This window comes from Streptomyces sp. NPDC056734 (genome assembly GCF_042790455.1).
Classification (GTDB): Bacteria; Actinomycetota; Actinomycetes; order Streptomycetales; family Streptomycetaceae; genus Streptomyces.
The window spans coordinates 149855-174988 of sequence record NZ_JBHTZD010000010.1 but is presented as its reverse complement, the minus strand read 5'-3'; the positions used below and the strand labels follow the sequence as shown (position 1 = coordinate 174988).

The following is a 25134-nucleotide window of genomic DNA, read 5'->3' as shown; positions in this document are numbered from 1 at the left end:
GGATCCGTTCCGGACCTTGCCAGGCCCCCCGTACGGGACGCGGCAACCCACCATCCCCGCGCGCTCCGTACGAACCCTTCCGCCCGTCCGCGGTCGGTTCCCCCGCGGCCGGGCCGTCGCCCTGCCCTTACACCACCCCTGTTGGCGTGCCGCTCACGCCACGACACATCAAGGACTCGGCCATGTCGGACCCATGCAACGCCGTCCCCCACGACAAGATCGCGATCATCGGAATCGGCTGCCGGCTGCCCGGTGGCGCCTCTGACCACCGGACGTTCTGGCAGAACCTGATCGACGGCAAGGACTGCATCACCCCGACACCGAGAGACCGGTACGACATCACCACCCTCGCCAGCCAGGACAAGGGCAAGCCCGGCCGGCTGGTGGGCGGGCGCGGCGGATACATCGACGGGTTCGACGAGTTCGACCCGGCCTTCTTCGGCATCAGCCCCCGGGAGGCCGCCCACATGGACCCGCAGCAGCGCAAGCTGCTGGAGGTGGCCTGGGAGGCCCTGGAGGACGGCGGACAGAAGCCCGGCGAGCTGGCGGGCGCCGAAGTCGGCGTGTTCGTCGGCGCGTTCACCCTGGACTACAAGATCCTCCAGTTCGCCGACCTCGGCTTCGAGACCCTCGCCGCGCACACCGCGACCGGCACGATGATGACGATGGTGTCGAACCGGATCTCGTACTGCTTCGACTTCCGCGGCCCCAGCGTCTCCCTCGACACGGCGTGCAGTTCCTCGCTGGTGGCGGTGCATCTGGCCTGCCAGAGCCTGAGCCGCGGGGAGACCGGGCTCGCGCTCGCGGGCGGCACCCTGCTGCACATGGCGCCGCAGTACACCATCGCCGAGACCAAGGGCGGCTTCCTCTCCCCCGACGGCCGCTCGCGCACCTTCGACGCGTCGGCCGACGGCTATGTGCGGGCCGAGGGCGTGGGCCTGGTCGCCCTCAAGCGGCTCGACGACGCCGTGCGCGACGGCGACCCGATCCACGCCGTGATCATCGGCAGCGGCGTCAACCAGGACGGCCGTACCCAGGGCATCACCGTGCCCAGCGCGGACGCCCAGGTCACGCTGATCGAGCGGGTGTGCGCCGAGGCCGGTGTGGTGCCCGGCAGCCTCCAGTACGTGGAGGCGCACGGGACGTCGACGCCGGTCGGGGACCCCATCGAGGCCGGGGCGCTGGGCCGGGCGCTGGCCATCGGGCGCGAGCCCGGCGCCGCCTGCTACGTGGGCTCGGTCAAGACCAACATCGGGCACACCGAGTCGGCCGCCGGGATCGCCGGACTCATCAAGACCGCGCTCAGCCTCAAGCACCGCACGATCCCCCCGCACATCAACCTCGACCGGCTCAACCCCGCGATCGACCTCGCCACGCTGCCGTACGAGATCCCGACCCGCGCGATCGACTGGCCGGAGCACGACGGGCCCGCCCGCGCGGGCGTCAACTCCTTCGGGTTCGGCGGGACGAACGCGCATGTGCTGCTGGAGGCGGCGCCCTTGTCCGCGGAGGCGGAGGAGAAGGCGGAGGTGGAGGTGGCAGCGGTGGAGGCAGCGGCGGGGTCCTTTGCGGGGGCTGCCGTGGCCGAGGCGACCGCCGTACCGGCTGCATCCGCCGTGCCCGCCGGACCTGTCCCGCCCGCCTACTCCGTGCTTCCTCTGACGACCCGTGACCCGGAGCTGCTGGCGGAGGCCGCCGCCGGGATCCGGGACGAGATCGCGGGGGGTGCGGCGCTCGCCGATGTCGGGTACACCCTGGCCCGGCGCAGGCAGCACCTCGAAGCGCGGATGTGCGTGGTCCATGACTCGCCCGAGGCGCTGGCGGAGGCGCTCGGCGCCGCCGCGCGCGGGGCGGCCCATCCGCGGGTCGTGACCGGTCAGCGGCGGGAGGATCCGCGGCTGGTCTGGGTGTTCACCGGGATGGGCCCGCAGTGGTGGGCCATGGGCCGGGAGCTGTTCGCCACCGAGCCGGTCTACCGCGCGGCCGTCGAGCGCTGTGACCGGGAGATCCGGGAGCTGACCGGCTGGTCCCTGGTGGAGGAGCTGGCCGCCGACGAGGCCGACTCGAAGATGGCCGAGACCTGGCTGGCCCAGCCCGCCAACTTCGCCGTACAGGTGGGGCTCGCGGCGCTGTGGCGCTCCCGGGGGGTGCGGCCCGACGCGATCGTGGGGCACAGCACCGGTGAGGTCGCCGCCTTCCACGAGGCCGGGGTCTACACCCTGCGCGAGGCGGTCACGGTCGTCGTGCACCGCAGCCGGCTCCAGCAGAAGCTGGTGGGCACCGGGTCGATGCTCGCCGTGAGCCTGTCGGAGGAGGAGGCCCAGCGGCGGGTGGCACCGTACGCGGACCGGGTGTCGGTGGCCGCCGTGAACAGCCCGACGGCGATCACCCTGGCCGGGGACGAGGAGGCGCTCGCGGAGCTGGAGGAGGCGCTGCGGGCGGAGGGGGAGTTCGCCCGGTTCCTCAGCGTGCGGGTGCCGTACCACAGCCCGCGCATGGACCCGATCAAGGAGGAGCTGCTGTCGTCGCTGGCCGGGCTGGAGCCCGGGACGGCACGGGTGCCGCTGTATCTGACGGGCGGGCTCGCGGCGATGGCGCAGGGGCGGGCCGAGGGGCCCGAGCTGGACGCCGACTACTGGTGGCGCAATGTCCGGGACAGTGTGCGGTTCCGGGACGCGGTGGACCGGCTGGTGGACGACGGTTACGGGCTGTTCCTGGAGATCGGGCCGCACCCGGTGCTGGCGCACTCGATCGCCGAGTGCCTCGACGCGCGGGGAGCCGAGGGGCGCAGTCTGCCGTCGATCCGGCGTCAGGAGGGTGAGCGCGAGCGGTTCACGCTGTCCCTCGCGGCCCTGCACACCCTCGGTGTGGCCGTCGACTGGGCGGCGCTGCACCCGCGCGGCCGGACCGTGCCGCTGCCCCGCTACCCGTGGAGGCGCGACCGGCACTGGACCGAGCCGGCGCCGGTCGAGCAGATCCGGCTGGGGCACCGTGAACACCCGCTGCTGGGCCGCCGGATGGCGACCGCCGAGCCGGTCTGGGAGACGAAGCTCGACGTCGAGGCGCTGCCGTATCTGCGCGATCACCGCATTCAGGGCAACGCGCTGTTCCCGGCGGCCGGTTATGTGGAGATGGCGACGCAGGCGGTGCGGGCGATGACCGGCGGCGGACAGGCCGTGATCGCCGATGTCGAGCTGCGCAAGGCGCTGTTCCTGGCGGCCGGGTCCGAGGACGGCCCGGAGGGCTCCGGCGCGTCCGCCACCGTGCAGTTGTCCTTCTCCCCGCAGGACGCCGGGTTCACCGTGGCCACCGTGCACGCGGAGGAGGGCCGGGAGCCGTCGGTGCACGCGCGCGGTGTCGTGCGCACCGGGCAGCGCGCGGCGGGCCCCGGCCGGCTGGACCCCGACGCGGTACGTGCCCGGGGGCTGCGGCGGCTGGACGGCCCCGAGTGCTATGCCGCGCTCGCGGAGCTGGGGTATCACTACGGGCCGGCGTTCCAGGGCATCGAGGAGGTGTGGATCGGGCCCGGTGAGGCGCTGGCCCGGATCCGGCCACCGGAGCCGATCGGCGACGACGCGGCCGGACACCATATGCATCCGGTGCTCCTCGACTCCTGCTTCCAGGCCCTGCTGACCCCGCAGTTGCTGGCGGACGAGGGCGGTCCGGGGGGCATCCGGCTGCCGCTGTCGATCGCCGAGGTGCGGATGGCCGACGTCGGTGACCGCCCGATCTGGGCGCACGCCGTCGTCACCCGCGAGGCGGGCGGCGAACTGATCGGCGACATCGCCGTCCACGACGAGGAGGGCACCCCGCTCGGCCGGGTGAGCGGCTTCCGCGCGGCGGATGTCGAGCAGGCGTCGGCGGCGGTGAGTCTGAGCACGGTGGACTCCTGGCTGGCGGACGTCGGCTGGGTGGAGCTGCCCTGGGTGTCGGACGGCAGCGATGGGACGCCCGAGTTGCTCGGGACGGACGGGACGCTCGGGACGGACGGGACGCTCGGGACGCTCGGGACGGACAGCGCGAGCAGGGCACACGGCACGCATGGGCCGGGCAGGCCACACCGGCCGGACGGAAAGCACGGGCTGGACGGAGCGCGCCGGCCGGACGCACCACACGGGCCGGACCAGCCCCGCGAGCTGGACGCAACGGACCGGCTGAACGGAACGCACGGGCGGGACGCGACTCACGGGCCGGACGCAACAAACGGGCTGGTCCAGCCCCGCGAGCGGGACGGAACCCACCGGCCGAACGAAACACACGGGCCGCACGGAACCCACGGGCTCGACGCAACGTACAGGCCGGACGCAACCCACCAGCCGGACCAGCCCCACGCGCCGGACGCATCCCACCAGCCGAACGGAACCCACGGGCCGAACGGAACCCACGGGCGCGACGCAACGTACAGGCCGGACGCAACACACCGACCGGACCAGCCCCACGAGCCGGACGCAACCCACCAGCCGGACGGAACCCACCGGCCGAACGAGACACACGGGCCGCACGGATCGCACGGGCTCGACGGAACACACAGGCCGGACGGAACCCGCCAGCCGGACCAGCCCCACGTGCCCGTCGCCGCCCCCGCCTGTCTCCTCCTCGCCGACGCGCACGGGGTCGCGGACGCGATGGCCGCGCTGATCGCCGAGCGCGGTGGGCGCTGCCATCTGGTGCGCCCGGGGGGCGCCTACCGGCTGGCGGAGGATCGGCGGGAGTCGACGGTTCGGCCGGGGCACGCCGCCGATCTGGAGCGGCTGTTCGGTGATCTGGCGGCGGCGGGGACGGGCCCGTACGAGCAGGTCGTGCATCTGTGGAATCTGGATCTGCCCGCGCTGGACGCGACGGCGGGGGCCGGGGAGGTGCGGGAGATCTCCGGTGACTGCGGCTACTCGCTGATCGCGCTCGCGCAGGCGCTGCCGGGCGGCACGCGGCTGCACATCGTGACGCGGGGCAGTCAGGCCGTCGTACCGGAGGATGTGGTCGAGCCGCTGGGTGCGCCCGCGTGGGGGATCGGGCGGGTGCTGTGGCAGCAGGAGCTGACCGCGCGGCGGGGGAAGCTGATCGACCTCGACGCGGGGTGCCGGGACCGGCGGGCGGACGCCCGGGCGCTGCTGCGGGAGGTGCTGGCCGCCGATGGTGAGGACGAGGTCGCGGTGCGCGGGACGCGGCGGTTCGCCGGGCGGCTCGCGCCGGTCGAGGGGCTGACCCGGCCGTTGCCACTGCGGCTGCGGGCCGACGGGGCGTACCTGGTGACCGGTGCCTTCGGGGCGCTGGGGCGGCTGCTGTGCCGGGCGCTGGTCGGCTGGGGGGCGCGACGGCTGATCCTGGTCGGCCGGACCCGGCTGCCCGAGCGGGCGCTGTGGCGGGAGACCGACCCGCAGTCGCCGGCGGGCCGGGCCGTCGCGTTCGTACGGGAGCTGGAGGCGCTCGGGGCTCAGCCGGTGCTCGCGCCGCTCGATGTCGCCGACGAGGAGGCGCTGGCGGCCTGGCTGGCGGAGTACCGGCGGCTGGACTCGCCGCCGATCCGGGGCGTGTTCCATCTGGCGGGGCAGGTGCGGGACACGCTGCTGCCCGACATGGACCGGGAGACCTTCCAGGCCGTCCACGACCCGAAGGTGCTCGGCGCGTACGCCCTGCACCGGCAGCTGGCGGGTGAGCCGCTCGACCACTTCGTGCTGTTCTCCTCGATCGCCTCGCTGCTGACCACCGCCGGGCAGACCAACTACGCGGCGGGCAACGCCTTCCTGGACGCGCTGGCGCACCATCGCCGCGCGCGCGGGCTGCCCGGACTGAGCCTGGACTGGGGGCCGTGGGCGACCGGCATGATCGAGGAACTCGGGCTGATCGAGCACTACCGGGTCAGCCGCGGCATGAGTTCCCTGTCGCCGCAGGCCGGGATGGCCGTGCTGGAGCGGGTGATCGGGCAGGACCGGGCGCAGTTGCTGGTGGCCACGGTGGTGGACTGGCCGGTGTTCCTGGCCTGGTATCCGGCGCCGCCGCCGCTGGTCGGTGAGCTGGCCGCCGCCGCGGGCGGGCCGGGCGGCACGGCGGGCGAGCAGAGCGGTTTCCTCGACGCGTTCGGCGCGGCCGGGGAGGCGGAGCGGCGGGCGCTGGTGGCCGAGCGGTTCACGGCGGTCGTCGCGGGTGTGCTGCGGGTCGGTGCCGAGCGGGTGGAGCTGTCCTCGGCGCTGGGCGCGCTGGGCCTGGACTCGCTGCTGGCGATGGAGCTGCGCTCGCGGGTGCACGCCGAGCTGGGGCTCGCGCTGCCCGTGGTCACGCTGCTGAGCGGGGCCCCGGTCGGTGAGCTGATCGAGCGGCTGCACGAGGGGCTGGCGGAGCTGGTCACGGACGGTGTGGGCGCGGTGGGCGGCGGCGCGGCGGTGGAGCTGTTCCACGATGTGTCACGGCATCCGCTGACCCAGAACCAGAAGGCGCTGTGGTTCCTCAAGCAGCTCAACCCCGACGGGTTCGCCTACAACATCGGCGGGGCGGTCGAGGTGCGGGTCGCCCTGGACCCGGAGCTGATGTTCGAGGCGTTCCGGGCGCTGATCGAGCGGCATCCGAGTCTGCGCGCCACCTTCACGCACGAGCACGGGCAGCCGGTGCAGCGGGTGGCGCCCGCCTCCGACGCCGCGCTGCTTCAGGACATCGCGCTGTTCGACGTCGAGGGCATGGCGTGGGAGGACATCCACGCGCTGATCGTGCGGGAGTACCGCAAGCCGTACGACCTGGAGCGCGATCCGCTGATCCGGCTGCGGCTGTTCAGGCGCGGCGACGACCGGTGGGTGCTGATGAAGGCCGTGCACCACATCATCTCGGACGCGATCTCCACGTTCACCTTCATCGAGGAACTGCTCGCGGTCTACGAGGCGCTGCGCCGGGGCCGGACGGCCGAGCTGGCGCCGGTCTCCGCCCGCTACCTGGACTTCCTGAACTGGCAGAACAGCTTCCTGGCCGGTCCGGATGCGCGCCGGATGCTGGACTACTGGAAGACGCATCTGCCCGCCGAGGTGCCGGTGCTCGACCTGCCCGTGGACAAACCGCGCCCTCCGGTGCAGACCCACAACGGGGCGTCGGAGTTCTTCGTGCTGGACGAGGAGCTGAGCGCCCGGGTCCACGAGGTGGCCCGCGCGCACAACGTCACGGTGTTCATGGTGCTGCTGAGCGCCTACTACGTGCTGCTGCACCGCTACTCCGGGCAGGACGACATCATCGTCGGCAGCCCGGTGACCGGCCGCACCCAGGAGGAGTTCTCCTCGGTCTACGGCTACTTCGTCAACCCGCTGCCGCTGCATGTGAACCTGGGCGACGGCCCGTCCGTCGAACAGCTCCTCGCGCGCGTGCGTGAGGTGGTGCTGGGCGGGCTCGACAACCAGGAGTACCCGTTCGTACTGCTGGTGGAGGAGCTGGGGCTCCAGCACGACCCGAGCCGGTCGGCGGTGTTCCAAGCGATGTTCATCCTGCTCACCCACAAGGTGGCCACCGAGAAGTACGGCTACCGCCTGGAGTACATCGAACTTCCGGAGGAGGAGGGCCAGTTCGACCTCACGCTGTCGGTGTACGAGGACGAGGCCGACCGCCGCTTCCACTGTGTCTTCAAGTACAACACCGACCTGTTCCTGCCGCAGACCATGCGCCGGCTGTCCGCGCACTATGTGCAGCTCCTGGACGCCCTCACGCGCGCTCCGGCCGACCGTCCGGCGGACCGGCTGCAACTGCTCGCGGCCCCCGAGCGGCGGCAGATCCTCGGCGAGTGGAGCGGCGCCGGGCGCCGGGTGGACGGTCCGGGGATGCCGGTGCACGAGCTGATCGGCCGGGTCGCCGAGGAGCACCCGGACGCGGTGGCCGTGCGGATGCCCGACGGGGACGGCGGGCCGGGCGGGTCGCTGACCTACGCCGGTCTGGAGAGCCGCAGCCGCGCGCTGGCCGTCCGGCTGCGGGCGCTCGGGGTGGGCGAGGGCGCGGTGGTCGCCGTCTGCATGGAGAAGTCGCCCGAGCTGATCGTGACGCTGCTGGCGGTGCTGCGGGCGGGCGGCGCGTATCTGCCGCTCGACCCGGGCAACCCGGCCGACCGGCTGGCGTCCCTGGTGGCGCACGCGGGGGCGGCGTACACGGTCGTCGACGGCCCGGGGGGTGAGCGGCTCGCGGGACAGGCGGGGGTGTTGCCGTACGGGGAGTTGTCCGGCACGCCCGATGTGACCGACGGGGTGGGACAGGCCGACGCGGTGGAGCCGGCCATCGCCGTGGAATCGACCATCGCCGTGGAGCCGACCATCGCCGTGGAGCCGACCGTGGGCATGGACAGCCCGGCCTACGTCATCTACACCTCCGGTTCCACCGGCCGCCCCAAGGCGGTCCGGGTCAGTCACCGCAATCTGGCCGCCGCGTACACCGCCTGGCACGAGGAGTACCGGCTCGGGGACGAGGTGCGCGTCCATCTCCAGATGGCGAGCCCGGCCTTCGACGTGTTCACCGGTGACCTGGTGCGCGCCCTGTGCTCGGGCGGGACGCTGGTGCCGGTCGGGCGGGAGCTGCTGTTCCACACCGACCGGCTGTACCGGGCGATGCGCGACCAGGGCGTGGACTGCGCCGAGTTCGTGCCGTCCGTGGTGCGCGGGCTGATGGCGCACTGCGAGCGCGAGGGCGTCCGGCTGGACTTCCTGCGGCTGCTGGCGGTCGGCTCGGACACCTGGAAGGTGGCGGAGTACGAGCGGCTGCGCACCCTGTGCGGTCCGGGCACCCGGGTGGTCAACTCCTACGGCCTGACCGAGGCGACGATCGACAGCACGTACTTCGAGGGTGCGGCGGACGGCCTGGAGCCCGGCCACATGGTGCCGATCGGCCGTCCGCTGCCGGGGTCCGAGGTGTACGTCCTCGACGCGCACGGCGAGCCGGTGCCGCCGGGGGTCGCGGGCGAGCTGTGGATCGGCGGGGCGCAGGTCGCCCTCGGCTATCTCGGCGACCCGGCGCAGACCGCCGAGCGGTTCACCGTCCGCGACCTGGACGGCAGGACCGTACGGCTGTACCGGACCGGGGATCTGGCCCGCTGGGACACCGGCGGCGGGGTCCATCTGCTGGGCCGGGCGGACTCGCAGGTCAAGGTGGCCGGGCACCGGGTGGAGATCGGCGAGATCGAGTCCCAGCTGGCCCGGTGGCCCGCGCTGGAGCGGGCGGTGGTGGTGGTCCGGCCGGACGGGCGCGGCGAGAACACGCTGTGCGCGTACGGGGTCGCCGTGCCCGGCGAGCGGCTGGACTGGCGGGAGCTGCGCCGCGATCTGGGCGAGCGGCTGCCCACGTATCTGATCCCCGGCTCCTTCACGGAGCTGCCCGCGCTGCCGCTCACGGCGAACGGCAAGGTGGATGTGGCGGCGCTGCCCGAGCCCCGGTTCATCACCGGCGAGGAGGCCCACGAGCCACCGGTGACGCTGTACGAGACACGGATGGCCGATCACTGGCGGCTGCTGCTCGGCGTGGAGTCGGCCGGTCTCCAGGACGACTTCTTCGAGGCGGGCGGCAGCTCCATCAAGCTGATCGAGCTGATCCACGGCCTCCAGGGCGAGTTCGGGGTGCACATCCCGGTCAGCCATCTCTTCAAGGTGACGACGCTGCACGGGATGGCCCGCACGGTCGAGGACATCGTCACCGGGCGGCTGCCGGGCGCCCAGCCGTATCTGTCCTTCCACCGGGGTGCGGGCGAGCCGGTGTTCTGCTTCCCGCCTGCGGGCGGGCACGGGCTGGTGTACCGGCGCCTGGCCGAACAGCTCCCGGAGTACGAGCTGGTGGCGTTCAACTATCTCGCCGACGACGACAAGGTGGTGCGGTACGCGGACCTGGTCGAGGCGCTCCGGCCGGTGGGCCGCTGCGCGCTGCTCGGTTACTCGCTCGGCGGGAACCTCGCCTTCGAAGTGGCCAAGGAGCTGGAGCGGCGCGGGCGCGAGGTCGGTGATGTGGTGATCCTCGACTCGTACCGGATCGACCGGGGGTTCGCGCCGGGACCGGAGCACATCGCGGCCTTCGAACGGGAGCTGCGCGAGCATCTGCGCAAGCACACGGGGTCGGACGCGGTGGCCCGCGAGACGCTGGAACAGGCCCGGGGATACATCGACTTCTGCGGCCGCACCCCCAACATCGGCGCGGTCGGGGCGCGGATCACCGTCATCTCCGACGAACAGAAGGTCGCCTTCTACGGGGCTGGGGAGCGCGGCACCTGGCACGGGTCGTCGAGCGTGCGCACCGAGGTGCTGCGCGGCGCCGGTACCCATGCCGACATGCTCGACCCGGGGTGCGTGGAGCACAACGCGGGGCTGGTGCGCGAGGTGCTGACCGGGGTGGTCGTGGTCGAGGGCGGGGCGGCGGGGCCGGGGAGCGAGCGGGAGGCGGAACCGGGGAGCGAGCCGGGGAGCCGGCCGGGGGGTGAGCCGGCGGGTGAGCCGGGGCTCCGGCCGGGCGAGGAGCCGGTGACCGAGCTGACGGGCGAGCCCGTGGCGGACCGGGCGATCGAGCCGGTCTCGGGCCGGGCGATCGAGCCCGTGGCGGACCGGGCCGTCGAGCCCGCTGCCGCGCGGGCCGTCGAGGCTGCCGCCGGGCGGGCCGCCGAGCCCGCTGCCAGGCGGAGCATGGAGCCCGCTGCCGGGCGGGCCGTCGAGCCCACCGCCGGGCGGGCGATCGGGCCTGCCGGAGGGCGGGCGATCGAGCCTGCCGGAGGGCGGAGCAGGGAACCCGCTGCCGGGCAGGCCGCGGAGCCTGCCGGAGGGCGGGGCGTCGAACCCGCCGCCGACCGAGCCGTCGAGCCAGTGGCCGCGCGGAGCATCGAACCCGCCGCCGACCGGGCCATCGAACCGGCGGCCTGCGGGGCCATCGAGCCTGCGGCGGGCCGGAGCGCCGAACCCACCACCGACCGGAGCGCCGAGCCCCCGGCGGCCCGGAGCACCGAACCGGCGGCCGACCGAAGCGCCGAGCGGGCGGCGCAGCACGACCGGGGTGCCCCGGCCCCCACCGTGCTCACCCGCCCCTCCGTGGTCGAGCAGCCGCAGGCGCCGGCGATCGAGCGGACGGCGAGCCCTCGGGGCGAGCTGACCCGGGCCGGGGCGGGCGAGCAGACGTCGTCCGGTGTGACCGAAGGGGCGGCACCACATGCGCCGTAGCCAGCGGGCGCCTTGGGGCGTACGGGCGCGGGTCCCCGGGCAGCGGCCCCGCGTGATCATCGTAGGAGCGGGCGTCGGCGGGCTCTCCGCGGGCTGCTACGGCCAGATGAGCGGCATGGAGACCCGTATCTTCGAGAAGCATGTGCTGCCCGGGGGCTGCTGCACGGCCTGGGCCCGGGACGGCTACATCTTCGACTACTGCATCGAGTGGCTGATCGGCACCGCCCCCGGCAACGACGCGAACCAGGTCTGGCGTGAACTGGGCGCGCTGGACGGGAAGACGATCCGTAACTTCGACGTCTTCAACACGGTCGTCGGCGCCGACGGCCGCTCGGTGGCCTTCTACAACGACCCCGACCGGCTGGAACACCACCTGCTGGGTCTGTCGCCCGGGGACGCGCGGCTGATCCGGTCGTTCTGCCGGGATCTGCGGCGCTTCACCGACCTGGATCTGTTCTCGTTCCTGAAACCGGCGCCGCTGCTGACGCTGCGGGAGAAGGCGCGGGCGGCGCGGAAGATCCTGCCCAAGCTGAATCTGCTGCGGCGCACGGCGGGCACGTCGATGGAGGCGTTCGCCGCCCGCTTCGAGGATCCGCTGCTGCGGCGGGCGCTGCCGTTCATCTTCTTCCAGGACCACGAGGTCTTCCCGCTGATGCCGTACCTGTTCAACATGGCGGGCGCGCACCGGTCCAACACGGGCTTCCCGCAAGGGGGTTCGCTGGGGCTGGCCCGGTCGATCGAGGAGCGCTACACCTCGCTCGGCGGCCGGATCGACTACCGGACGCGGGTGGAGCGGATCCTCGTCGAGGACGGGCGCGCGGTGGGCGTGCAGCTGCGCGGCGGCGAGCGGCACTACGCCGACCATGTGGTGGCGGCCTGCGACGGCACCACCACCCTGGACCGGCTGCTCGGCGGGGAGTACTCCAGCTCCCGGGTCAGGCGGCTCTTCGAGGCGCTGCCACAGAGCCCGGAGAGCGTGTACCCGGGGGTGGTGTCGGTGTTCGTCGGGTTCGACGGGGACGTCGACGCGGACGCCCCGCACAGCGCGACCTATCTGCTCTCCGACGCCGACAGCGCCCGGCTGCCGGGAGTGATGCAGAGCAGCCTGGTGGTGCAGTTGCGTTCGCGGTTCTCCGACGGCCTCGCGCCGCCCGGCAAGTCGGTGATCCACTGCACGTACTTCAGTGACTACGGCTCCTGGAAGACGCTGCGCCGCACCGACCGCAAGGCGTACCGGGCGCGCAAGGAAGAGGCGGCCGGGTTCGTACGGGACTTCCTGGACCGGCGCTATCCCGGGATCGCCGCGCGGATCGAGGTGGTCGATGTGGCCACCCCGGTCACCACCGAGCGCTACACCGGCAATCTGGGCGGTTCGATCCTCGGCTGGAAGTCGTTCACGGACGCCGACGATCTGGTGCAGGGGCTGATCGACAAGGACCGGCTGCGGCTGCCGGGGCTGGCGGGGCTGTCGCTGGCGGGTCAGTGGTTCACGGGCGGCGGGCTGGTGCGGACGGCCGCGGGCGGGCGGTTCGTCGCCCAGTATCTGTGCGCGGAATGGGGCCTGCCGTTCCGGGCGTGGGAGAGCACGGGCGGCGAGGCGTGGCACGCCGGGAAGCTGGGCGATCTGCCCCAGCTCGATCAGAGCATGAGGTGAGCGGGCTTTGACGGACACCATGAACACGGTTGACACGGTTGACACGGTTGATACGGAGACGAGCGTGCCGGCACCGGAGCGGGGCGGGGCGGAGCCGGGCGGGGGCCCCCGCCAGACGATGATCATCATCGGGGCGGGGCTGGGCGGACTGTCCACCGGCTGCTACGCGCAGATGAACGGCTACCGGACCCAGATCTTCGAGATGCACGAGATCCCGGGCGGCTGCTGCACCGCCTGGGACCGCGGCGACTTCACCTTCGACTGCTGTGTCAGCTGGCTGCTGGGCAGCGGTCCGGGCAACGAGATGCACCAGATCTGGCTGGAGCTGGGCGCGCTCCAGGGCAAACAGATGCGCCACTTCGATGTCTTCAACGTGGTGCGCGGCCGGGACGGCCGGGCGGTGTACTTCTACTCCGACCCGGACCGTCTCCAGGCCCATCTGCTGGAGATCTCCCCGGCGGACGCGAAACGGATCCGTGATTTCTGCGCGGGCCTGCGGAAGTTCATCGCCGCCTTGGCGACGTATCCGTTCCTGAAGCCGGTGGGGCTGATGGGCCGGGCGGAGCGGCTGCGGATGCTCGCCTCGTTCCTCCCGTACTTCAATGTCATCCGCAAGTCGATCAGCGTCCTGATGACGGAGTACTCCGCGAAGTTCCAGGACCCGCTGCTGCGGGAGGCGTTCAACTTCGTCCTCTACGAGAAGCACGCCGCGTTCCCGGTGCTGCCGTTCTACTTCCAGCTGGCCGCGCACGCCAACCTGTCGGCCGGGGTGCCGGAGGGCGGCTCGCTGGGCCTGGCGACCTCGATCGAGCAGCGCTACCGGCGGCTCGGCGGCGAGGTCACCTACAACGCGAAGGTCGAGGAGATCCTCGTCGAGGACGACCGCGCGGTGGGCGTGCGGCTCAGTGACGGGCGGGAGGTCCGCGCCGACATCGTGGTCTCGGCGGCCGACGGCCACCACACCACCATGAAGCTGCTCAAGGGCCGCTATCTGACCGACGAGTACCGGCGGCTGTACACGAAGGTGATCGACGAACCGGGCATGGTCTTCCCCGGCTATGTCGCCCTGTTCCTCGGCCTGCGCCGCCCCTTCCCCACCGGCGACCCCTGCACGACGTATCTGCTCACGCAGGAGGAGGCGGCCCGGCTGACCGGTATCCGCCACCCCAGTATCAATGTGCAGTTCCGCAGCGTGCACTACCCGGAGCTGTCCCCGGAGCGGACCACCGTCCTGTACGTCACCTACTTCAGCGATGTCGAACCCTGGCGGGCGCTGAGCGACGGCCCCGAGCAGCGCACCCGGCGCCGCGGCGGCACCGAGCTGCACACCCTGCCGGTGCGCCGCGGAAAGGCGTACTACGAGGAGAAACACCAGGTCCGGGACACCCTCCTCGATCTCCTGGACCGGCGCTTCCCGGGCCTGAAGGACGCGGTGGCGGTCCGGGACCTGTCCACCCCGCTGACCCAGGTCCGCTACACCGGCAACTACGACGGGACCGTCCTCGGCTGGCAGCCGTTCGTGGAGAGCGGCGAGACGATGGAGGAGGTCATCAAGAAGTACGGTCCGGCGCTTCCGGGTCTCGCGAACTTCTATATCTCCGGCGTGTGGGCCACCACGGGCGGCCTGATCCGGGCCGCCGCCGCGGGCCGGCACGTCATGCAGTTCATCTGCCGCGACGACGGCAGGCCCTTCACTGCCGACATCGACACCTCCGCCCCCCTGCCGACGCATGTGGTCATCCCCGTCGGCCCCGATGAAAAGGACGAGACCCCCGATGAGCGAATGCCCCTCACCGCTCCGCTACCCGTTCGCCTCCCCTGAGTGCCTGGACCTCTCACCCCGCTACCCCGAACTGCGCGACGGCCCGCTGCCGAGGATCCGGCTGCCGTACGGGGAGGACGCCTGGCTGGTGACCCGGTACGCGGACGCGCGGTTCGTGCTGGCCGACCCCCGGTTCAGCCTGGCGGCCGGGGCACAGCGCGACCAGCCGCGGATGCGCCCGCTGTCCACCAGCGGCGTCGGCCTGATGTCCACCGACGCGCCCGAGCACACCCGGCTGCGCCAGGTCGTGGCCCGGCACTTCAGTGTGCGCCGGGTGGACCAACTGCGCGACCGGGTGCAGGAGATCGCGACGGACCTGCTGGACCGGCTGGAGGAGAAGGGCCCGCCCGGCGACCTCGTCCAGGACTACGCCTTCCCGCTCTCCATCACCCTGATCTGCGATCTCCTGGGCGTGGCGGAGGCCGACCACCGCAAGATCCAGGAGTGGCTGAACACCCTGCTGGCGCACAGTGTGTCGCTGGATGTCTTCGTGGCGGAGTCGGAGGCGTTCGTCACGTTCCTCGGCGAACTGGTCGAACTGCGCCGCGGCGAGCCGGGCGACGACCTGCTCAGCACGCTGGTACGGGCGCAGGACGAGGAGGAGCGCCTGACGTACGAGGAGATGTTCGAGCTGGCGGCGGAGCTGCTGACGGCCGGTTTCGTCACCACGTACAACCAGATCTCCAACTTCTCCTATCTGCTGCTGCGCCGCCCCGAGTGGCTGGCGCGGCTGCGTGAGCACCCGGAGGACATCCCGGTCGCGGTGGAGGAGATGCTGCGGTACGTGCCGATGCCCAACGGTCTCAACTTCTGCCGGTACGCGACGGAGGACGTGGAGCTGGGCGGGGTGCTGGTGCGGGCCGGGGAGCCGGTGCTGGTGGACATGTCGGCGGCGAACCGTGACCCGTCGGTGTACCACGACCCCGAGTCCCTGATCCTGGACCGCAGGCCCGAGGCCCCGCACCTCAGCTTCGGCCACGGCGCCCACTACTGCGTCGGCTCACGGCTGGCCCGGCTGGAACTCCAGGTGGCGGTGGCGACCCTGGTGGAACGCCTGCCGGGACTGAAGCCGGCGGTACCGGAGGAGGAACTGAAGTGGAAGGCGGAGGCGATGCTCAAGGGGTTGTATGAGCTGCCGGTGATGTGGTGAGGCGGGGGTAGGGGCCGGGGGCGTCCCTGTCACCGTCGGGGGAGCCCTCGGGGATTTCCTCGGGGGCGCCGCCCAGCCCACGCCCCCGCTCCCCGGTCCGCCGACACGTGGAGTGGGCGTGAGAGTGGGAGTAGGAGTGGGCAGCACCAGCACCACGCATGCCGCCGCCGTCAGCAGGCCGCCCGCGAGGAAGGCGGCTCGTACGTCGGAGGGGACGACCTGGCTGGGCCAGTTGACCAGGTTGAGCGTGGCGTTCATGGAGTACGACCGGGAGTCCGCGAGCCGCCGTTGGTGCAGTAGTCGTACACATCGACCGTGACCTGTGCCGTCCCGGCGTACTCCATCCCCCACAGCGCGGCGGCCCCGGCAGGCTCCTCGGGTACGAACTCCTCCTCGACCGGCGTGGCGGGTTCCGTGGCCTCGGGTGCGGTGGAGCTGATGACCGGCGAGGGAGTGAGACTCTCCGCGACGGACGGCGAGACCGGGACACTCGCCACGTCCGAGGACTCCTGGGACCCGCCGGCGCCCCCGGCCCCCCATGCCCCCCGGATTCGTCCGACCCGCGCCCCCCGAACAGCCGGTCAGCAACACCCCCAGCAGCCCCGCGCAGATCCCGGTTCTCACGACGGCGGACACCTGACGCGATCCCCACGGGTCACCGACGGAAACAGCACCGTTTCCCGCTGGTGGCCTCCGCCACCGCTGGCACTCGATCGCCCCGGAGGCACCCCACACCCATACTCGTACCAGAATCTCGTACCACCGTGGTACCGTTTTCCCGTACTCTCAGGAAGGAGGTTTCGTGATGACGATAAGCGCCAGCGAGGCCCGCAAGGACCTCTTCCCCCTCATCAAACGCGTCAACGACGACCACACCCCCGTGCGTATCAGTTCCAAGAGCGGCGACGCGGTACTGATGTCCGCCGAGGACTACGACTCCTGGCAGGAGACCGTCTATCTGCTGCGCTCCCCCGCCAACGCGCGCAGCCTCATGGAAGCCGTCGCCCGGGACAGGGCCGGCGAGGCCGTGGTCACCCGGACCATGGCAGACCTGGAAGAGCTGGCGGGTGACGGGTGAGGAGCGTCCACTTCGACCCGGCCGGATGGGAGGACTTCCTGTTCTGGCTCGGCTCGGATCGCGCCATGGCCCGCAGGATCACCCGGCTGATCGCCGAGATCCAGCGCACCCCCTTCACCGGCATCGGCAAGCCGGAGCCCCTGAAAGGCGACCTGTCCGGCTACTGGTCCCGCCGGATCGACGACGAGCACCGGCTCGTCTACCGGGTGGACGAGAAGGAAGTCAAGATCCTCAAAGCCCGCTACCACTACTGAGGCGGGAAGATCCGCTCGGCTCAACGAGTGGGAAAGGGAGCCATCGGAGCAGCCACCGCCGAAGCACACGGACTCTCTTGAGCGGGTTCCGTCACGCAGCCACCGCGCGAACGATGAGCGTTACTCGGAGCTGCTGGGCGGAGCCGACGACAGCGAGGCGGCCGTTCGCTCTCGGGTGCGGCGCCAGGAGTGGCATGCCGAACTGTGGCTGGACGACGCCGACAACATCGCCTTGTACAAGAAGGTCTGGAAGACCCTCAGCGAGTCGGCGGTGTACGGGGCCGAGGCCCACAACGTCATCAACTCGGCCAGCCGAGCGCTGAACACATGGTGATGCCGTTGTGGGCGCTTCTGTCAGAGGGCCGCGAACTCGATGAAGGCGGTCCATGTTGTGGGGTCTACGGTCAGGGGGGCTCGGGTTGTGTCCTTGGAGTCGCGGACACGGACCCTGCCGGGGTGGGTGGCTATCTCGATGCATTCTCCGCCGCCACCAGCGCTGTAGCTGCTCTTGAACCAAGCTGGTCCGTCCAGACGGCGCCTGACCATCTCCCCGCTCATCTCTCAGAGCGTCGCGAACTGCACGAATGCAGCCCACGCCGTTGGGTCAACGGCCAGCGCAGCGCAGGCTGTGTCCTTCGAGTCGCGGACATGGACCCTGGCAGGGAGGACGGCGACCTCGACGCATTCGCCGCCTTCCTCACTGCTGTAGCTGCTCCTGCGCCACAGCAACTGGTCTATGTACAGCTGATCTGCGTGCGCGCTCATAGCTCTCCCAGCAATTTCTCTACGTACGCCAATGATTCACGAGGGGTCAGGGCCTGCGCCCGAATGGTCCCGTACTTGGCCTCCAGCGCGCGGACTGGTTTCCTCTCCGTCTGCAGTCGGCTCACGCCGAGAAACAACCCCCGTCCGCTCTTGCTCCCCCCGACCCCTCGTCCGAGTCCGGCAGGGGCCTGCACCTGGTCGCCGCCCTCGCAGACACGTGGGGCGTCATGCCTCGTCAGGCTGCCCCCGGCAAAACGGTATGGGCCGAGCTGCGCGTACCGACCGGAGGCCGCTCGGAGATCCCCCCGGCGGCCCCTGAGCCGATTCCGGCGGCCACTTCTTCACCGCGGCGCGACGACCTCGGGTTGCGGCCGGGGGCTGCCAGTTGCGGAGAGCGTCGTCGGTGAGTCCGTGCCGGCTCTGCTTCTGCCGGCGGTAACGGCGAGGGCGCCATTGATCGAAAACAGAGAGCGGCAGACGAGCCGGGCTGTACGCCGGGTTCTGTGCCCCAGTGCCTCGCGGCCTCTGGGGTGACGGCCATCCATCTAGGGCCGGCGTTGCCGTCGGCCTCGTGCGGTCTACCCGCGGACTTGGGCGGGCAGCCCTCGAACGTCCGCGCAGTCGCGCCCTTTTCCTTTTCGGAAAGGGGTGCTCCCTTTTGACCTTGCTCCGGGTGGGGTTTACCTAGCTGCCCAGGTCACCCTGGGCACTGGTGGTCTCTTACACCACCGTTTCACCCTTACCGAGGACCGAGGTCCCCGGCGGTCTGTTTTCTGTGGCACTGTCCCGCGGGTCACCCCGGGTGGCCGTTAGCCACCACCCTGCCCTGTGGAGCCCGGACGTTCCTCGGGGAGGTCCGTGAGGATCTCCACGCGGCCGTCCGCCTGGCTCGTCTGCCGTGTGGACCATGGTACCGGCCCCGTCGGCGGGGCGTGGACCACGGCCGCCGGGCCGGGGATCCGGCGCGGGTGCAGGTGTTCAGGTGTTCAGGTGTTCCGCGTCGGGGCGGGGAGGCCCGGGCTTGACCTTGCCGCTGCGTCAACGTCTGTACTGGAGTCATGAGGATCGGAGAACTCGCCGCGGTCGTCGGGGTCACCACCCGGACCGTGCGGCACTATCACCATCTGGGCCTGCTGCCCGAGCCCGAGCGGCTCGCCAACGGGTACCGGAGCTACACCCTGCGGCACGCCGTCGTGCTGGCCCGGATCCGACGGCTGACCGAGCTGGGGCTCGGGCTCGCCGAGGTGCGGGACGTGCTCGCGGACGACGCCGGGCGGGAGCTGGCCGAGGTGCTGGAGGAGCTGGACGCCGACCTCGCCCGGCAGGAGGAGTCGATCCGGGAGCGGCGGGGGCGGCTGCGGGCCCTGCTGGAGGCCGGGGAGCTGACGCCTGAGGGGCCCGTTTCGCCGGAGTTGGCTGAGTTGTTCGCGGGGATGGGCGACTTGCCCGACTCCCCCATGGCCGCCCGGGACCGGGAGATCTTCGCGATGCTGGAGTCCACCGCCGGTCCCGAGGCCCGGGAGCGGATCCACTCCGCGCTGCGCGGTGCCTTCGGGCCGCCGGACGCGATCGCCCGCGTCACCCGCGCCTACGCCCTGCTCGACGCGCTCGTCGACGCCGAACCCGACGACCCGCGTGTCGAGGAGGCCGCCCGTGTGCTCGCCGAGTGCCTGCCGGCCGGGCTGATCCCCGAGGAGGGGGTGCCGGTCGAGACGGACCACAGTTTCCTGCGGGCCTTCCTCTCGGACTTCCCGCCCGCCCAGGCGGCGGCGATCCGGCTGGCGATGCGGTACGTGACGGAGGGGGAGGGGGAGGGGGGGTGGTGAGTGTGGTTTCCGTCGGGGGGCGGCTGCTCCGGCATGAGATTCGGCTGCTCGGCTGTCTCGCGCTGTGGGTCGCGCGGCGGCGGCAGGGGGGAGGGCCGGGGCGGAAGCTGTTTCCGTCCGCGCGCGGGCTCGGGGCGGTGATGTTCGGGTTCGGGTTCGTGTGCGTGGTCGAGACGATCGTGATGTCCCTGCTGCTCAGCCGGTGGCCGGCCGTGCATCTGGTGGTGCTGGTGGTGGACGTGTACACGGTGTTCTTCGTGGTCGGGCTGTACGCCGCCGCGGTCGTACGGCCGCATGTGCTGGAGCCCGGCGCGGTGCGCATCCGGTACGCCGGTCATGTCGATCTGCGGATCCCGCTGGAGCTGATCGCCGGGGTCCGCCGTGAGCTGCTGCTGACCCACGGCAAGGCGGAGGGCGTGCTGAATGTCGACGTGGCCGGGCAGACGTCCGTCACCGTCGAGCTGGCCGAGCCGGTCACGCACCTCACCTTTCTCGGCCGGGCGCTGCCGGTACGGACCGTGCGGGTGAACGCCGACGACCCGACGGCCTTCGTACGCGCCCTGAACGACGCCGTCACGCGGGCGCGAAGCGGATCCGGGCCGGTGCCGGATCCGCCTGGGTGAGCCGCACCCGCAGCCGTTCCCCGAGCGGCAGTCCGCCGCCGTCCGGACCGCCGGGGTCCTGCTCGATGCGGCCGATGACCGCCGGGGACTCCAGCTGTACGGTCCCCGCGGTGGGCCTGCGGTCCTCCACGTCCACCACCCAGCCGTCGAACACCTCGCCGACCCGGTCCGCGAGCACCGCGGCCTCCACCACCTCCACGCAGGCCCGTTCCACCTGGCCCGCCCGCCGGGAGCCGTCGGCCATCTCGGCCGGGAGCGCGTCGAGCGCGGGCAGTACCCAGGCGGGCGGGGGCGTGTCGGCCGAGGCCGCGAGGCACAGCTCCGTCGTATAGCGGTCCACCAGGCGGCGCAGGGGGGCCGTGCAGTGGGTGTACGGGGCGGCCACCGCGGCATGGCTGGTGAGCGCGGGGCGGTCACCGTCACGGAAGACCGTGTAGCCCGCGCCGCGCAGGAGGGTCGTGCACTCCAGGAGGAAGGCCGCGTTGCGGCTCTCGCGCGGATCGAGGGAGCGGACCAGGGCGGCGTACGAGACATGGTGCGGCCAGTCGATCCGCAGGGCGTGGGCGGTACGGCGCAGACGGCCGACCGCTCCGTCGGGGGCGGCGGGCAGGGTGCGCAGCACTCCGGTGCCGTACGCCAGCATCAGCTCGGCCGCGGCGATGCCGGTGAGCAGGGAGATCTGGGCGTTCCATGCCTCCGCGGGGAGCGGGGCGCGGTAGGTGAGGGCGTACGACCGGCCGCGCTGGACGATCTCCTGTTCGGGGACGTGCAGCGAGATGCCGCCGCGTTCCGACTCCAGCGCCTCGCGCAGCAGGCCGACCGTGCGCAGCAGGGCGAGCGGCTCCTCGGCGATGCCGGTCTCGATCTCCTTCTGCACCCCCGCGTAGGCGAGTTTGGCCCGGCTGCGGACGAGGGCGCGGCGGACGTCGACGGCGACGGTACGGCCGTCCGCGTCCAGGTCGATCGTCCACAGCGCGGCGGGGCGGGTCTGACCCGGGAGCAGGCTGGCGGCGCCCTCGCCGAGCAGCGGCGGGTGCAGGGGGATCCGGCCATCGGGGAAGTAGAGGGTGGTGACCCGGCGGTGGGCCTCGGCGTCGAGCGCGGAGCCGGGGGTGACGAAGGCGGCGGCGTCGGCGATGGCGTACCGGACGCGGTAGCCGCCGCCGGGCCGCCCGGAGATGTGCAGGGCCTGGTCCAGGTCGGTGGAGGTGGGCGGGTCGATGGTGAAGAAGGGGACGTCGGTGGCGTCGTGCACCGGCAGCGCCGGGTCCCGCGCGGCCCGCTCGGCCTCGGCGAGCACCTCGGCCGGGAAGCCGCCGGGCACACCCAGTTCGGCGCGCAGGGCGACGAGGGCGGCCCTCAAGGGGGCTTCGGGGGCGCCGGTCACGCGAATGTGGCGGCGGGGCATGTCTTCGAGCGTAGGCGTGATCGGGTGGGGTGGCAGCCGGGGGCGGCGGAAGGGGGGTGTGGCAGGAGGGTGCGGCAGGGCGCTGCGGCAGGGGGGTGCGCCGGATCGGTCGGGGCTGCGCCGGATCGGTCGGGGGCTGGGCGGAGGGGGTGGGGGGCTGCGCGGGCGAGGCGGGGAGCTGGGCGGACGAAGTGGGCAGCTGTGCGGACCGGCCGCGGGCTGTGCGGATCAGCCGGGAGGTGCATCGGGCCAGTCTGGGGCTGCGCGGACGCGGGGTACAGCGCCTGATGCAGGCGCGGCACGCCCTCGGGCATGGCGTCTCCCCCAGGCGCAGCGCCGCCCCCAAGCTCAGCGCCGCCCCGGGCACGGCATCGCCCCGGGCACGGCATCGCCCGAGGCATGGCGCGGGCCCCTCTCCTGGTGCTCGGCCGCGAGGCCCGCCGCCCGACCCGTACGCTGGCGCCTGGCCGAGATGAGGGCTGGAAGTGGCCCTGGGCCCGATCCGAGGGGAGAAGACGTGCTCGTCCTGCTGCCGCCGTCCGAGGGCAAGGCCGCCTCCGGGCGTGGTGCCCCGCTCAAGCCCGAGGCGCTGTCGCTGCCGGGGCTCGCGTCCGCCCGGGAGGCGGTGCTGACGGAGTTGGCCGAGTTGTGCGCGGCGGACGAGGACAAGGCGTGCGAGGTGCTCGGGCTGAGCGAGGGGCTGCGCGGCGAACTCGCCAAGAACACCGAACTGCGCACCGCCGGTACCCGTCCGGCCGGGGAGATCTACACGGGGGTGCTGTACGACGCCCTGGATCTGGCCTCGCTGGAGACGGCCGCCAAGCGGCGGGCGGCGCGGTCGCTGCTGGTGTTCTCGGGGTTGTGGGGGGCGGTGCGGGTCACCGACCGGATTCCCTCCTACCGGTGTTCCATGGGTGTGCGGCTGCCCGGCCTCGGCGCGCTGGCCGGGCACTGGCGGGCGCCGCTGGCCGAGGTGCTGCCGGAGGTGGCCGGGGACCGGCTGGTGCTGGATCTGCGGTCCGCTGCCTACGCGGCGGCGTGGAAGCCGACGGGCGGGACAGCCGGGCGGACCGCGACCGTACGGGTGCTGCACGCGCCGACCCGGAAAGTGGTCAGCCACTTCAACAAGGCGACGAAGGGGCGGATCGTCCGGAGTCTGCTGGCCTCGGGCTCGGCCCCCGGGAAGCCTGCGGAGCTGGTGGAGGCGTTGCGGGATCTCGGGTACGAGGTGGAGGCGCGGCCGCCCGCGCGGGCGGGGCAGGTGTGGGCGCTGGATGTGCTGGTGACGGAGGTTCACTGAAATTCCAGAGGGTGCCATAGCGGTGTTGCAAGGTGTGCAACGCGCTTTGCGTGTGCTGCACTGGCCCGGCAGGATGAGGCCATGACCTCCTCCGTCCTTGATCTCGCCCCCGTCCTTCCCGTGGTGGTCGTCGACGACCCCTCCGCCGCCGTGCCGCTGGCCCGCGCGCTGGTCGCCGGTGGGCTGCCCGCGATCGAGGTGACCCTGCGGACACCGGGCGCGCTGGACGCCGTACGGGCCATCGCGGCGGAGGTGCCGGAGGCGGTGGTCGGGGCCGGGACCGTCATCAATCCGGCGCAGGCCGAGGACGCGGTGGCGGCCGGGGCGCGTTTTCTCGTGAGCCCGGGGTGGACGGACGTACTCCTGGCGTCGATGCGCGGGTCCGGGGTGCCGTTCCTGCCGGGGGTGTCCACCACGTCCGAGGTGGTCGCGCTGCTGGAGCGCGGGGTGACGGAGATGAAGTTCTTCCCGGCTCAGGCGGCGGGCGGGACGGCGTATCTGAAGTCGTTGTACGGGCCGCTGCCCCAGGCCCGGTTCTGTCCGACCGGGGGGATCGCGGCGGCCACCGCGCCCGGGTATCTGGCGCTGCCCAATGTGGCGTGCGTGGGCGGCAGCTGGATGCTGCCGAAGGACGCGGTGGCGGCGGGCGACTGGGACCAGGTCACCTCGCTGGCACGGGAGGCCGCCGGGCTGCTCAGCGCAGGTGGGACGTCTCGTTGAACAGGCGGACGCTGGCGTTTCCGTCGGCGTAGTGGGCCACCACCGACAGGGACGCGGCCGACAGTTCCATGCGGAACATCGACTCCGGTGGGGCGCCGAGGGCGAAGCGGACCAGGGTCTTGATCGGGGTCACGTGGGTGACCAGCAGGACCGTGCGGCCCGCGTACGCCGCGAGGAGTTTCTCCTGGGCCGCGGCGACCCGGATCGCCGTGGCCGCGAAGCTCTCGCCGCCGCCGGTGGGTTCGGCGTCGGGCGAGGTGAGCCAGGCGGTGAGGTCGTCGGGGTTGCGCTGCCGGGCCTCGGCGAACGTGAGGCCCTCCCAGGCGCCGAAGTCGGTCTCGCGCAGGCCGTCCTCGATCGTCACGTCCAGTCCGAGGCGGGCGGCGACGGCCGCGGCGGTCTCGCGGGTACGGGTGAGGGGGGAGGCGATGATCGCCTCGACCGTGCCGCGCCGGGCCAGGGCGGTGGCCGCGCGCTCGGCCTGGTCCCGGCCGGTCGCCGAGAGGGCGGGGTCCGAGCCGCCGCTGCCCGAGAAGCGTTTCTGGGGGGTGAGGGGGGTTTCGCCGTGGCGGAGGAGGATGAAGGTGACGGGTGGGGGCATCGGGGCGGGGGTGCCGGTGCCGGTGCCGGTGCCCCAGCCGGGGGTGGTCGTGGGTGCCGGGTTCGCGATGTTGGTTGCGGCGCGGGCGTCTGCTGCGAATTTTTCCGTCGTGGTGAGAGTGGCGGTCGGTGGGGGCTGGTCGCGCAGTTCCCCGCGCCCCTTGCGGGGCGCTGTCGCGGCGCCCGATGAGTCGTTCGCCCCACGGGGCGCCGACCCTGTCGTGCCCGCCGCCTCGTTCGGTGTCCGGGACGCCAACCCTGTCGCGCTCGCCGCGCCCTTCGGTGTCCGGGACGCCAGCCCTGTCGCGCTCGCCGCACCCTTCGGTGTCCGGGACGCCAGCCCTGTCGCGCTCGCCGCGCCCTTCGGTGTCCGGGGTGCCGTGCCCGTGTCCATCGCCTCGTTCGCCAAGCGGTCCGCGTGTTTGTTCTGGGCTCGGGGGATCCACTCGTACGTCACCCGGTTCGGGGGGAAGATCCGGGACGCTTCCAGCGCCAGGAGCTTCATGTCGGGGTGCTTGAGCTGCCAGCGGCCGGACATCTGCTCCACGACCAGCTTGGAGTCCATACGGACATGGACGCGCGCCTCGGGATCGAGGGCGTGGGCGGCACGGAGGCCGGCCACCAGCCCCCGGTACTCGGCGACGTTGTTCGTCACCACGCCCAGGAACTCGCGCTCCTCCGCCAGTGTCTCCCCCGTCGCCGCGTCGCTCACCACGGCCCCGTAACCCGCGGGCCCGGGGTTGCCCCGTGACCCGCCGTCGGCCTCGACGATGAACTCCCGCATCCCGGACCG

At 72.5% G+C, this 25134-nt stretch carries 15 protein-coding genes, 1 other RNA gene and 2 pseudogenes; 11 read left to right on the top strand and 7 right to left on the bottom strand.

The features are described 5' to 3' along the window. Positions 1-182: 182 nt before the first annotated feature. The 4 genes and pseudogenes from ACFRFC_RS17490 to ACFRFC_RS17475 form a co-directional block, all read left to right on the top strand. Positions 183-10325, top strand: a pseudogene (locus ACFRFC_RS17490) (amino acid adenylation domain-containing protein); the annotation flags it as partial. An 805-nt stretch (positions 10326-11130) separates the two neighbouring features. Continuing rightward, positions 11131-12795 carry a phytoene desaturase family protein gene (locus tag ACFRFC_RS17485; protein ID WP_382686136.1) on the top strand — a complete coding sequence of 555 codons (1665 nt, stop codon included), beginning with the start codon at positions 11131-11133 and terminating at the stop codon, positions 12793-12795. A gap of 118 nt (positions 12796-12913) precedes the next feature. After that, a complete protein-coding gene (locus tag ACFRFC_RS17480) occupies positions 12914-14617 on the top strand; it encodes a phytoene desaturase family protein (RefSeq protein WP_382686456.1) in 1704 nt (567 codons plus the stop codon). Next, a complete protein-coding gene (locus ACFRFC_RS17475; RefSeq protein WP_382686134.1) occupies positions 14571-15767 on the top strand; it encodes a cytochrome P450 in 1197 nt (398 codons plus the stop codon). Before ACFRFC_RS17480 ends, ACFRFC_RS17475 begins: the two co-directional genes overlap by 47 nt. A 254-nt stretch (positions 15768-16021) precedes the next feature. Here the strand turns inward: ACFRFC_RS17475 and ACFRFC_RS17470 are convergent, their stop codons facing one another. Next, the gene (locus tag ACFRFC_RS17470; RefSeq protein WP_382686131.1) at positions 16022-16264 is read right to left on the bottom strand and encodes a hypothetical protein; all 243 of its coding nucleotides are present in this window, start codon (positions 16262-16264) and stop codon (positions 16022-16024) included. Positions 16265-16572: 308 nt separating this feature from the next. Between ACFRFC_RS17470 and ACFRFC_RS17465 the strand changes: the two genes are divergently transcribed. The 3 genes from ACFRFC_RS17465 (at position 16573) to ACFRFC_RS17455 (ending at position 17433) form a co-directional block, all read left to right on the top strand. Then, a complete protein-coding gene (locus tag ACFRFC_RS17465) occupies positions 16573-16845 on the top strand; it encodes a type II toxin-antitoxin system Phd/YefM family antitoxin (protein ID WP_382686129.1) in 273 nt (90 codons plus the stop codon). Continuing rightward, complete coding sequence (locus tag ACFRFC_RS17460; RefSeq protein ID WP_055511941.1) at positions 16842-17099, top strand: Txe/YoeB family addiction module toxin; 258 nt, start codon at positions 16842-16844, stop codon at positions 17097-17099. The genes ACFRFC_RS17465 and ACFRFC_RS17460 overlap by 4 nt, the downstream gene beginning before the upstream one ends. A gap of 175 nt (positions 17100-17274) precedes the next feature. Continuing rightward, entirely contained in the window at positions 17275-17433 is a 159-nt protein-coding gene (locus ACFRFC_RS17455; protein ID WP_382686126.1) for a hypothetical protein, read from the top strand. 20 nt (positions 17434-17453) lie between these two features. On the opposite strand, the gene ACFRFC_RS17450 is transcribed toward ACFRFC_RS17455, so the two are convergent. The 4 genes and pseudogenes from ACFRFC_RS17450 to rnpB form a co-directional block, all read right to left on the bottom strand. Beyond that, positions 17454-17645 carry a DUF397 domain-containing protein gene (locus ACFRFC_RS17450; protein WP_382686454.1) on the bottom strand — a complete coding sequence of 64 codons (192 nt, stop codon included), beginning with the start codon at positions 17643-17645 and terminating at the stop codon, positions 17454-17456. A gap of 15 nt (positions 17646-17660) precedes the next feature. After that, positions 17661-17864 (bottom strand): DUF397 domain-containing protein, encoded by a 204-nt coding sequence (locus tag ACFRFC_RS17445; RefSeq protein ID WP_382686123.1) that lies wholly within the window; start codon positions 17862-17864, stop codon positions 17661-17663. Continuing rightward, positions 17861-17989 (bottom strand): annotated as a pseudogene (locus ACFRFC_RS17440) (transcriptional regulator); the annotation flags it as partial. The gene ACFRFC_RS17445 and the pseudogene ACFRFC_RS17440, both read right to left, overlap by 4 nt. A 349-nt stretch (positions 17990-18338) precedes the next feature. Beyond that, positions 18339-18756, bottom strand: an RNA gene (gene rnpB, locus ACFRFC_RS17435) — RNase P RNA component class A. A gap of 166 nt (positions 18757-18922) precedes the next feature. Between rnpB and ACFRFC_RS17430 the strand changes: the two genes are divergently transcribed. After that, positions 18923-19690, top strand: coding sequence for a MerR family transcriptional regulator (locus ACFRFC_RS17430; protein WP_382686120.1), 768 nt, complete (start codon positions 18923-18925; stop codon positions 19688-19690). Between the two features lie 2 nt (positions 19691-19692). Further along, positions 19693-20313 carry a hypothetical protein gene (locus ACFRFC_RS17425; protein ID WP_382686451.1) on the top strand — a complete coding sequence of 207 codons (621 nt, stop codon included), beginning with the start codon at positions 19693-19695 and terminating at the stop codon, positions 20311-20313. Here the strand turns inward: ACFRFC_RS17425 and ACFRFC_RS17420 are convergent. Continuing rightward, positions 20264-21721, bottom strand: a complete 1458-nt coding sequence (locus tag ACFRFC_RS17420; RefSeq protein WP_382686117.1) for an RNB domain-containing ribonuclease — start codon at positions 21719-21721, stop codon at positions 20264-20266. The two genes, ACFRFC_RS17425 and ACFRFC_RS17420, sit on opposite strands and share 50 nt — an antisense overlap. Before the next feature lie 517 nt (positions 21722-22238). Here ACFRFC_RS17420 and yaaA point away from each other — a divergent pair. Next, entirely contained in the window at positions 22239-23021 is a 783-nt protein-coding gene (gene yaaA, locus ACFRFC_RS17415) for a peroxide stress protein YaaA (protein WP_382686114.1), read from the top strand. A gap of 81 nt (positions 23022-23102) precedes the next feature. Continuing rightward, positions 23103-23741: a bifunctional 4-hydroxy-2-oxoglutarate aldolase/2-dehydro-3-deoxy-phosphogluconate aldolase gene (gene eda, locus ACFRFC_RS17410; RefSeq protein ID WP_382686112.1), complete on the top strand. Its 639-nt coding sequence runs from the start codon at positions 23103-23105 to the stop codon at positions 23739-23741. Here eda and ACFRFC_RS17405 read toward each other — a convergent pair. After that, positions 23716-25125, bottom strand: a complete 1410-nt coding sequence (locus ACFRFC_RS17405) for a bifunctional RNase H/acid phosphatase (protein WP_382686109.1) — start codon at positions 25123-25125, stop codon at positions 23716-23718. The genes eda and ACFRFC_RS17405 overlap by 26 nt on opposite strands. Positions 25126-25134: the final 9 nt, after the last annotated feature.

Bases quoted from the DNA above. Each gene is read 5' to 3' on its own strand.
- ACFRFC_RS17485 (WP_382686136.1), top strand. From the start codon at position 11,131: ATGCGCCGTAGCCAGCGGGCGCCTTGGGGCGTACGGGCGCGGGTCCCC.
- ACFRFC_RS17480 (WP_382686456.1), top strand. From the start codon at position 12,914: ATGATCATCATCGGGGCGGGGCTGGGCGGACTGTCCACCGGCTGCTAC.
- ACFRFC_RS17475 (WP_382686134.1), top strand. From the start codon at position 14,571: ATGAGCGAATGCCCCTCACCGCTCCGCTACCCGTTCGCCTCCCCTGAG.
- ACFRFC_RS17465 (WP_382686129.1), top strand. From the start codon at position 16,573: ATGACGATAAGCGCCAGCGAGGCCCGCAAGGACCTCTTCCCCCTCATC.
- ACFRFC_RS17450 (WP_382686454.1), bottom strand. From the start codon at position 17,645: ATGGTCAGGCGCCGTCTGGACGGACCAGCTTGGTTCAAGAGCAGCTAC.
- ACFRFC_RS17445 (WP_382686123.1), bottom strand. From the start codon at position 17,864: ATGAGCGCGCACGCAGATCAGCTGTACATAGACCAGTTGCTGTGGCGC.
- ACFRFC_RS17430 (WP_382686120.1), top strand. From the start codon at position 18,923: ATGAGGATCGGAGAACTCGCCGCGGTCGTCGGGGTCACCACCCGGACC.
- ACFRFC_RS17420 (WP_382686117.1), bottom strand. From the start codon at position 21,721: ATGCCCCGCCGCCACATTCGCGTGACCGGCGCCCCCGAAGCCCCCTTG.
- eda (WP_382686112.1), top strand. From the start codon at position 23,103: ATGACCTCCTCCGTCCTTGATCTCGCCCCCGTCCTTCCCGTGGTGGTC.
- ACFRFC_RS17405 (WP_382686109.1), bottom strand. From the start codon at position 25,125: ATGCGGGAGTTCATCGTCGAGGCCGACGGCGGGTCACGGGGCAACCCC.